This is a genomic window from Algibacter sp. (assembly GCF_049667265.1).
GTDB lineage: Bacteria > Bacteroidota > Bacteroidia > Flavobacteriales > Flavobacteriaceae > Algibacter_B.
This window is the reverse complement of the sequence record NZ_JBATHX010000072.1, coordinates 1-9,610: the sequence shown is the minus strand read 5'-3', so window position 1 is coordinate 9,610 and position 9,610 is coordinate 1. Positions and strand designations below refer to the sequence as shown.

The following is a 9,610-nucleotide window of genomic DNA, read 5'->3' as shown; positions in this document are numbered from 1 at the left end:
TTTTCTCCCGAACACTCGGGATTGGAATTTCCTTTAAAAGCGGGAGTAGCTCAGTTGGTAGAGCGTCAGCCTTCCAAGCTGAATGTCGCCAGTTCGAACCTGGTCTCCCGCTCAAAGAGTCTCATAGAAATATGAGGCTTTTTTTATGTGGATATGTGTTAGTTGGAAAAAGTAATTGACTTTAGCTGGTTTGACCGCGTGAGGGATAGTAGTGGAAAGCCCACAGCCCGACGCAGGAGGTGCGAGGACTTGTAACGGATAGCCCGGCCCTTTTAGGGGACGCACAAATTATTTTATTTTAATTGATTTAATTCTTTGTTAGGTGCCACTTCGTATGGCGCTTTGTTATATTCGAAAACCCTTGCCGTTAGGTTTCCTTTTAAAATTATAGAGTTGTTGTTTACATGTAGCCAGCTGCCTTCTCTTAAGCCAATTACAGGTTGGGTATTGAAATGATGGAACTCTTTTATTCGGGTTTCGCGGGTTTCACCTTTGTGTTTGCTATCGCGACCTGGATCCAAATAATGCGGATTAATATTGAATGGCACCAAGCCTAAGGCATTGAAATTTGGCGGATATACAATGGGCATATCGTTTGTGGTTTTTATAGTTAAGCCGCAAATATTACTGCCCGCGCTTGTGCCCAAATAGGGCGTGCCACTTTGTATAGCTTGCCTTAATGGTTGCATGATGTTGTTTTTGTGTATTTGATTTGCTAAAACAAAGGTATTACCGCCTCCAACAAAAATGGCTTCCGCATTATTAATAGCTTCAATAGGGCTTTCAAATTCATGTATGCCATTTACTTTTTTGTTAATTTTAGAAAAAGCTTTTTTTGCAATGTTGGTATAATCATCATGCGATATGCCACTTGGTCGTGCATAGGGCACGAAAATAATGGTGTTAGTATTTTTAAAAAATGCTATTAAATCATCAATTAGGTATTCTAAATATCCGCTGCCGTGAATGGTTGAGGTGCTTGCAATAATAATGTTTCGCATTAGTAAATGAATTTTTTTGAAAATAGAAACTAAAAATAATATCGCCCGATATTTTGTAATTTTTTCTTTAAAATTTGGAATAAAAGTAGTAATTTAATAAATAAAAATACTATGAAAAATTTGATTCTCCTTTTTGCTTTTTTAAATGTTGTAAATGGTTTTGCTCAAACAAATACTAGGGTTGAGGTTTCAGGTAAAATTATAGTGGAAGGTAGCGATATTTATGGAATAACTATATTTAATACGTCTTCAAATACAGGAACGGTTACTGACGAAAATGGTGAGTTTAAATTGAAAGTAGGCCTAAATGATAATATTGAAGTGAGTGCCCTGCAATATCAAAATATTAGTTTTAAGGTTAATGAAGCGATAATGAACTCCAAAAGAATGAAACTCTTTTTAATTGAAGAGATTAATAAGCTAGATGAGGTTATTGTTTTTACAAAAGGACTTTCAGGAAATTTAAATACCGATTTAGAGGAAACGCAACCTTTTAAACCTCAGTTAGATGCTTTATACTTTGGTGTTAAAAATAGTAAGGAATATGATTTTGAGAAGGATTATAAGTCGGAGGTCGCTAATGTTACTGTTGATAGGCAACATTTACCTATGGTTAATGGGTTAAATATTGTGAATGTGGTCGATCAATTATTATTGCCATTGTTTAGATCGAAAGTGAAAAACACCGAAAAAGCTGGTGTTCCTGAGGTGCCTATTGAGGCCATTAAACATTATTTCGGGTCTGAATTTTTGGTTGATAATTTTAACATTCCTGAGCATCGCGTGGAAGAGTTTATTCATTTTGTTGAAAGGGACGATTTTGATTTCTCATTACTTAACTATGGTAAGGAAATGGATTTTCTAGAACTTTTACATAAAAAAAGTATTGAATTCAAAAATGAAAAAAACTAAAAACCTTTGCTATTCCTACTTTTAACAAAACATTAAAGCCTATTTACATTTTCTTTAAGAATTGATATCCTTTCTTTACGCTCTAATTTAACCCATTTGAGTAGAGAATTACTTGTTATACTTTTTGATTCCTTGGCACTTCCTATTTATGGGCAATCTGAAAACATCAGGATGCTAAAAATGAAGAGGTTTTTGGTGGTGTTCCTTTTTATCGGGTGTCAAAATACGTTTTCTCAATCCATAGAAATATTAGGCAGGGTTGAAAGTACTTCTGATATTGAAAATATTCATGTTATAAATAAAACAGCTCAAGTTTTTACCATCACAGATAAGGAAGGCCATTTTAGTATTACTGCAAAATTGAATGATATCTTATCGTTTTCATCCATTCAATACAAGCTAAAGGAAATAGTTGTTTCAGAAAATATTATTAAAAATAAGGCCGTTTTTGTATTCTTGGACGAGCAGATAAACGAGTTGGACGAGGTTGTTGTTGGCAAGCTATTATCAGGTGATTTGATGGCCGATATTACGAATGTAGAAGGTAAAGCACCCATTAATTTTTACGATGTGGGTATTCCTGGTTATACAGGAACACCGGCAACACAGAGTGAACGACGTTTAAGTGAAGCAGGTATTTTTAAGCCTAAAATGCTTTTAGGTCTTTTGGCTGGTGGCGTGCCATTAAACCCAATAATAAATGGACTTAGCGGTCGTACTAAAATGCTAAAAAAAAGAGTGGATATTGAAACCAGAGAAACTTTAATGCAAAGTATAAAATCAAGGCTATCAAAAGATTTTTTCGCTTCAAATCCACTCGATGAGGCATTAAAAATGGATTTTTTTTATTTCTGCGCAGACGACGAGAATTTTATTAAAATATGCGAAAATCAAACAGATTTTAAAATCTTGATTTTTTTAAGAATGAAATACAAACAATACTTGGCTAATTATAACGCTTCTAAAAAATAATAATTCTTGGAATGCTTTTTGAACTAGCTGTAAAAGAACTATTTTATTCAACCTATAAATCATGAAAATGAAGCGTTTTAAATATTTAATAATTGCATTTATAATTCCATTATTTGCATTTACCGCTATACATAAATATTATATAAGTGTTACTCAGGTAAACTATATAGAGGATAAGGAATCGCTTCAAATTGTTTCTAGAATTTTTATTGACGATTTTGAAAGTGCTTTAAAGTCAAATTATGATGAAGCTATTGTCCTTGATGTTAACGATGATGAAATAATAATTGACAGTTATATGAATAGGTATTTACAAGATAAAATTAAGTTACAGGTTAATAATGTAGATGTTACGTTTAATTTTATTGGTAAAGAATATGAGGGAGATATAGTAAGGTGTTATCTTGAAGTTGAGCATGTAAAGCATATTGAAACTTTTTTTATTTCAAATACCGTTTTATTTGATTTACAAAAGGACCAACAGAATATTGTAAAAACAAACATTAATTCGAAAAATAAGAGTTTCATTCTTACTTCAGGAAATCCTAATGCTTTGTTAAAATTTAACTAAAAAAATGAAATTTGAATACGTAATTTAGTATTTTCGACGACATTTTATAACAATCTTCTAACGAAAGTTAGGAAAAACACTTTTTTTTCTAATATAATTAATAAACTATGAAAAAGCACACGTACCTGTTCTTGTCATTTGTATTCCTTTTTTCTGGCGTTTTTGCTCAGGAGCAAACTAAAGAAAAACCTCAAGGTCATACAGATCAGAACAAATTCAGACAAATGAAAGACGTTTTGGCAACACCAAATGAAACTAGAACGGCTTCAGGTGCTCCAGGTCATGCCTACACACAACAACAGGTAGATTATGTGATGAACATTCGTTTGGATGAAGATAAAAATCAAATTTTTGGTGATGAAAAAATAACGTATCATAATAACTCTAAAGATCATTTGGAGTATTTATGGATTCAGTTAGATCAAAATATGCGTGCTAAAGATTCTAAAACTCCTGATGCGGCACCAGAAAGTTTTAATGCCGCTTTCAATGGACCAGGATCATTCACAAAAGCAAATTTGAAAGAACGCTTTGATGGCGGATTTAATATCGAATATGTGAAAAATGACGATGGTTCTGATTTGTCTCATTTTATTAATCGCACCATGATGCGCATTAATTTACCTAAGCCTTTAGCTCCTGGCGAAATTTTTAAGTTTGGTATTAAATGGCACTATAATATAAATGATATTAATGCTGACGGTGGTCGTTCTGGTTTAGAAACCTTCCCCGATGGTAATAACAATTATACGATTGCACAGTTTTATCCAAGGCTTTGTGTGTATGATAATGTTGAAGGATGGCAAAACATGCAGTTTTGGGGACGTAGTGAATTTGCACTAGAATTTGGTGATTTTGATGTGAAGTTAACAGTTCCGGCAGATCATATTTTAGAAGCTACAGGTGAATTGCAAAACCCAAAAGATGTGTTATCAAAAGAGCATCAAAAGCGTTTGAAATTAGCTGAAAAATCTTTTAAAGATCCTGTTTTTATTGTAACAGAAGAAGAGTCAGTAGAAGCTGGAAAAACTAGAAGTACTAAACAAAAAACATGGCATTTTATTGCTAATAATGTTAGAGATTATGCTTTTGCATCTTCAAGAAAATATATATGGGATGCTATGGCAGTAAATATTAATGGCCGTGCTGTAATGGCTATTTCGCTTTATCCAAAAGAAGGTAACCCGTTATGGGAAGAGCATTCTACAAGAGTTGTAGCAAATACATTAGAAGAATATTCTAAACTAACTTTTGATTATCCATATAGTAAAGCTATATCGGTGCATTCTGAAAGACAAGGTATGGAATATCCAATGATTTGTTTCAATTATGGACGTCCAAATGAAGATGGAACATATTCTGAAAGATTAAAAAGAGGCATGATTGGAGTAATAACTCATGAGGTTGGTCATAACTTTTTTCCAATGATTGTAAATAGCGATGAGCGCCAATGGACATGGATGGATGAAGGTTTAAACTCGTTTGTTGAAACCTTAGCTGAACTTGATTACGACCCGAATTTTATAACAGGAAACCTACCAAAGGACATTGTACCTTATATGGGAGGCGATCAAAGTAATATTTCACCAATTATGTCCCACGGTGATTATGTGTATCAGTTCGGTCCAAATGCTTATACTAAACCAGCAGCAGGATTGTACATGTTAAGACAAACTATTATGGGACCAGAATTGTTTGATTATGCGTTTAGAACTTATTCTCAGCGTTGGATGTTTAAACACCCAACTCCTGAAGACTTTTTTAGAACGATGGAAGATGCCTCTGCCATGGATTTAGATTGGTTCTGGAGAGGTTGGTTTTACACCACAGACTATACAGATATAGGGGTTAAAGGCGTTAAACAATTCTATTTATCTGATAAACCTAATGATGCAGCAAGAGAAACTGCCAAAAGGTATAATATGGATTTAGAAGAATATAAAAACAGATTAATATTTTATGCTGAAGGTGTAGATAACACGATTCCGGAGGAAGCTAAAAATGTGTCAGATTTTACGTTTTTAACTGACTATATAGCAAGTTTGCCAGAAACAGAAAAGGCACAATTAAAATCGGCACCAAAATATTTTTACGAAGTAACTTTCGAAAAACCAGGCGGATTAGTAATGCCTATAATTATTGATATTGCTTATGAAGACGGAACTGTTGAAAGAAAAACGTTCCCAGCTGAAATATGGAGATATAATGATAAAGAGGTAAGTAAAGTATTTAGAACTGATAAGGCTATAACGAGTATAACAATTGATCCAGACCAAGAAACTGCCGATGTTGATACTTCAAATAATTCATGGCCTAAAAAAGATGAGGCTAATAGTTTTGAAAAGTTTAAAGACAAAATAAAAAATTAGTAATATCCTATTTTAAAAAAAAGCCGATTGTAAGAATCGGCTTTTTTTATATTAATAATGTAGCTAGTAAATGGTAAAATAAAAACAACTCACTATATTTGTACTGTGATACAACAAGTAACATTCTTATTTATTAGCGGTGGTGAAATAGCGTTTATCCTATTTATTGCCGTTATGGTATTTGGTGCCGATAAATTACCAGAAATTGCTCGTGGTTTAGGTAAAGGCATGCGCACTCTTAAAGACGCTACCAACGATATTAAAAGTGAAATCACCAAATCTGCCGAAAAAAATGGTATTGATACCAGCATCACCAAAGATGTAAAAAAAGAACTCAATAAGGTTAAAGATAATATAGAAGATTTTACAGGTTCCGTAAAACGTAAATTTTAGCCTTTCAACTATTCACCGATACGTAGTTCATCTATTAGTCAATTTTTCTTGCTTTTTAACGAGTTTGTTATAGGTAGTAGCCTTCTTTAAATACCTTTCCAATCCCAAATCTAATTATTGAAAACATGAAAGCAATCCTACTTGTTAGTTTTCTATCTATTGCCATTTTTTCTTTTGGTAATAATGATAGAGATATTATTAAGGAAATTGATAATATTAACTCTTCCGCATTAGTTTCTTTTAAAAATAAAGAAATTGTAAAGTCGTTTAAAGAATTTATAATTGCCAAAACCTTATCAGATTCTATCCAAGATACTTATGGAAGTGCGTTCGCCAATTATAATATTGGAAATATTTATAATTTGATGGAAAATTATGAGTCTGCAAAAGAGTACTATTTTTTATCTTTAAAGGGAGCAAAACAAATTAACGATAACTTCCTAATTGCTAGTGTCAATAAAAATTTAGCCGAATTATATAGAGAAGAGAATAACTTTGTAAAAGCCCGACAATATTTAATGGACGCTTTAAAGTTTACTTCAACTAAAAATTTGGAAAGATCATCTGAAGAAGGGCCTCTAAATAATGTTGAATTTGAAATTAGGTTAAACCTTGCTGAACTTTACATTAGTACAGCGCAATTTGAAGAAGCACTTTTGAATCTATTAAAAGCAGGTGATTATACTAAAAATAATGGTGTAACCACAAATAAAGAAAGTTATTATAATTATATATATGGTACTTATTATACTAATAAAGAGCTTTATAATAATGCTAATTCAAAATTTAAAATTGCCATTAATTTATTAGAAGAAAATGTGAATGATCCTGATTATATGCTTTTAAGTAAAGTCTATAAACAATTATCATTGTCGTTAGCAAAATCGGGTAATAATGCGGATGCTTTTTTAAATTTATTAAAGCACAATAGTTATAAAGATAAGTTTCTAAATGAGGAAAAATTAAGACAAAATTTAATTATAAATTCTAAATTTCTTATCGAAGATTATAAGAATAATGCAGAGAAAGCTAATACAGAACGACTACTTCAAATTGAAATAGCAAACAAAATCAAAAAAGTAAATATTATAGTTGTTATAGCATTATTGCTTTTATTAATTTCATTGGTGGTTATATGTTTTGGCTATTTTACTAAGCAAAAAATGAGTTCAAAATTAGAATTAAGAAACAAACAATTAGAAATCGCAAAAAATGAGGCTTTGAAATCTTCAGAATTAAAAACTCAATTTATCTCAAATGTTTCGCATGAATTAAGAACACCGTTATATGGGGTGGTAGGTATTACTTCTCTATTATTAGAAAATAGCACTTTAAGTACACGAGATAAAAAGTATATTAAATCATTAAAACATTCAGGAGATTATCTTTTGAATTTAATAAATGATATTCTTCAATTTGGTAAAATTGAATCCAATAAGATAGAATTAAAACACACGTCCGTTAATTTGAATGCAACACTTGAAAATATTGTAAATTCTTTTGATTATAAATTACAAGAAACAAACAATCATTTAAAAGTTTCAATAGATAATGATGTTCCAGAAGTAATTAAATGTGATAAAGTAAGGTTATCTCAAGTTTTAATAAATCTTGTTGGTAATAGTATCAAATTTACAAATAATGGTAATATCGATTTAAGAGTTAAATTATTGAAAACAGAGGGTGACATAGTAAGCCTTGGTTTTGAAGTTGAAGATAATGGAATTGGAATTCCTAAAGGTAAATTTGAAAGTGTTTTTGATAATTTTTCGCAACTTAAAGATAGTAATATAAACTATCAAGGTACTGGACTTGGCCTTTCAATAACAAAAAAGCTAATTGAATTATTTGATAGTGAAATTAAGCTTGAAAGTGAAGAAGGTGTAGGAACTAAGTTTAGTTTTACTATTGATTTTGAAAAAGTTGACATTCAAATAGAGAATCAATTACAAGAACAGAATTTAAACAAAATTAAAAGTTTAGTAAACCCTCATGATGAATGTAGAATACTATTAGCAGAGGATAATAAAATTAATCAGATTGTTACCAAAAAATTATTAGAAAAACAGAATTATAAATGTACCATCGTTGAAAATGGTAAAGATGCACTATATGAAGCAAAAAATAAAGTATATGATTTGATTCTCATGGACATTAATATGCCAATAATGGATGGTAATGAAGCCACGGAAATTATAAGAGAGTTTAATAAAAACATTCCAATTATAGCGTTAACGGCAGCAGATATTGAAGAGGTGAAGCAAAATTATTTAGAAATTGGTTATAATGAAGTTATTACAAAACCTTTTGATAATTATGAGTTCTTCCAAACAATTAATGATTGCATCCAAAACAGCAAGAAGAAAACACTTTTAAATGCACAAGTTTCATAAGGTTGTAATTTGACTATAGTTTCCGACTTATTGTTAAGCCATCCCTAATTGGTAAAACAACAGTTTCAACCCGTTTGTCATTTTTTAAAATGGCATTATAGGCTATCAATGCAGGTGTTGAGGTATCATCTTTTTTAAATGTTTTGTCTAGAATTTTGCCACTCCATAAAACATTATCAGATAGAATTATTCCGCCTGGATTAAGTTTGTCAATAATGATATTAAAATAGTTTGCATAGTTGTCTTTATCAGCGTCAATAAAAACCAAATCAAAACCAATGTCGAGTTCAGGAATAATATCCAGAGCATCGCCTAAATGTTGATGAATCTGGTTTCCTAAACCTGATTTTTCAAAGTACTTACGCTGAAAATCAATCAATTCTTCATTGATATCGATAGTATGTAGTACACCATTTTTTTGCATACCTTCAGCTAAACACAATGCAGAATAGCCGGTGTATGTGCCAATTTCTAATATGTTTTTAGGACGAGCAAGTTTCGAAATCATACTTAAAACTCTGCCTTGGTAATGCCCACTTAGCATTCTAGGTTGTAAAATTTTTTGGTAGGTTTCCCTGTTTAATTGTTGTAATAATTCTGGTTCATCCTCAGAATGTTTAACAACATAATCATCTAACTCATCAGGTATAAAATGCATTAACTTAAAATTCTGTTTATTAATTTTTGCTTAGCCGACTCATCATCACCACATAGCCATTGAATCACGTTTTGCTCCCAAATATCGTCATATTCAGTTTTATTAATAATGTTCCTTTCAACAGCCAAATCTAATATTTTCCCTGGGTAAGATGATTGTTTGTCACTTTCCATTTCGCCCAAAGGATACGGATCATCAAGTCCCATAATAACTTGTTTGGAGCCATGATTTCTAATCAATAACTCTAATCCACCAGTATCGTGAACTAGCGTGTCAAAGAATATATTTTTATGCCCGACAGCTTTTCTTGGGTGGTGCTTGCCTTCAAATAAATCGGGTCT

8 protein-coding genes, 1 tRNA gene and 1 pseudogene are annotated in these 9,610 nt (G+C 31.5%); 7 read left to right on the top strand and 3 right to left on the bottom strand.

The features are described from left to right. The first annotated feature begins 39 nt into the window (after positions 1-39). Positions 40-112, top strand: a tRNA-Gly gene (locus tag WBN21_RS02740). A 181-nt stretch (positions 113-293) separates the two neighbouring features. Here the strand turns inward: WBN21_RS02740 and pepE are convergent. Further along, on the bottom strand, positions 294-1,001 hold the full coding sequence (pepE, locus tag WBN21_RS02735) for a dipeptidase PepE (RefSeq protein WP_424197768.1): 708 nt from the start codon (positions 999-1,001) through the stop codon (positions 294-296). Between the two features lie 111 nt (positions 1,002-1,112). Here pepE and WBN21_RS02730 point away from each other — a divergent pair, with 111 nt between their 5' ends. The 6 genes from WBN21_RS02730 (at position 1,113) to WBN21_RS02705 (ending at position 8,611) form a co-directional block, all read left to right on the top strand. Beyond that, the gene (locus tag WBN21_RS02730) at positions 1,113-1,913 is read left to right on the top strand and encodes a carboxypeptidase-like regulatory domain-containing protein (protein ID WP_424197767.1); all 801 of its coding nucleotides are present in this window, start codon (positions 1,113-1,115) and stop codon (positions 1,911-1,913) included. 96 nt (positions 1,914-2,009) lie between these two features. Continuing rightward, complete coding sequence (locus WBN21_RS02725) at positions 2,010-2,885, top strand: hypothetical protein (RefSeq protein ID WP_424197766.1); 876 nt, start codon at positions 2,010-2,012, stop codon at positions 2,883-2,885. 67 nt (positions 2,886-2,952) lie between these two features. Then, on the top strand, positions 2,953-3,456 hold the full coding sequence (locus tag WBN21_RS02720) for a DUF6702 family protein (RefSeq protein ID WP_424197765.1): 504 nt from the start codon (positions 2,953-2,955) through the stop codon (positions 3,454-3,456). Between the two features lie 107 nt (positions 3,457-3,563). After that, positions 3,564-5,825, top strand: coding sequence for a M1 family metallopeptidase (locus WBN21_RS02715; protein ID WP_424197764.1), 2,262 nt, complete (start codon positions 3,564-3,566; stop codon positions 5,823-5,825). A gap of 105 nt (positions 5,826-5,930) precedes the next feature. Next, entirely contained in the window at positions 5,931-6,218 is a 288-nt protein-coding gene (locus WBN21_RS02710) for a Sec-independent protein translocase subunit TatA/TatB (protein ID WP_424197763.1), read from the top strand. Between the two features lie 125 nt (positions 6,219-6,343). Then, entirely contained in the window at positions 6,344-8,611 is a 2,268-nt protein-coding gene (locus WBN21_RS02705) for an ATP-binding protein (RefSeq protein ID WP_424197762.1), read from the top strand. 13 nt (positions 8,612-8,624) lie between these two features. Here the strand turns inward: WBN21_RS02705 and WBN21_RS02700 are convergent, their stop codons facing one another. Together WBN21_RS02700 and WBN21_RS02695 are read right to left on the bottom strand one after the other, a co-directional pair. After that, positions 8,625-9,269, bottom strand: coding sequence for an O-methyltransferase (locus tag WBN21_RS02700; protein ID WP_424197761.1), 645 nt, complete (start codon positions 9,267-9,269; stop codon positions 8,625-8,627). After that, positions 9,269-9,610, bottom strand: a pseudogene (locus tag WBN21_RS02695) (amidohydrolase family protein); the annotation flags it as partial. The pseudogene WBN21_RS02695 and the gene WBN21_RS02700, both read right to left, overlap by 1 nt.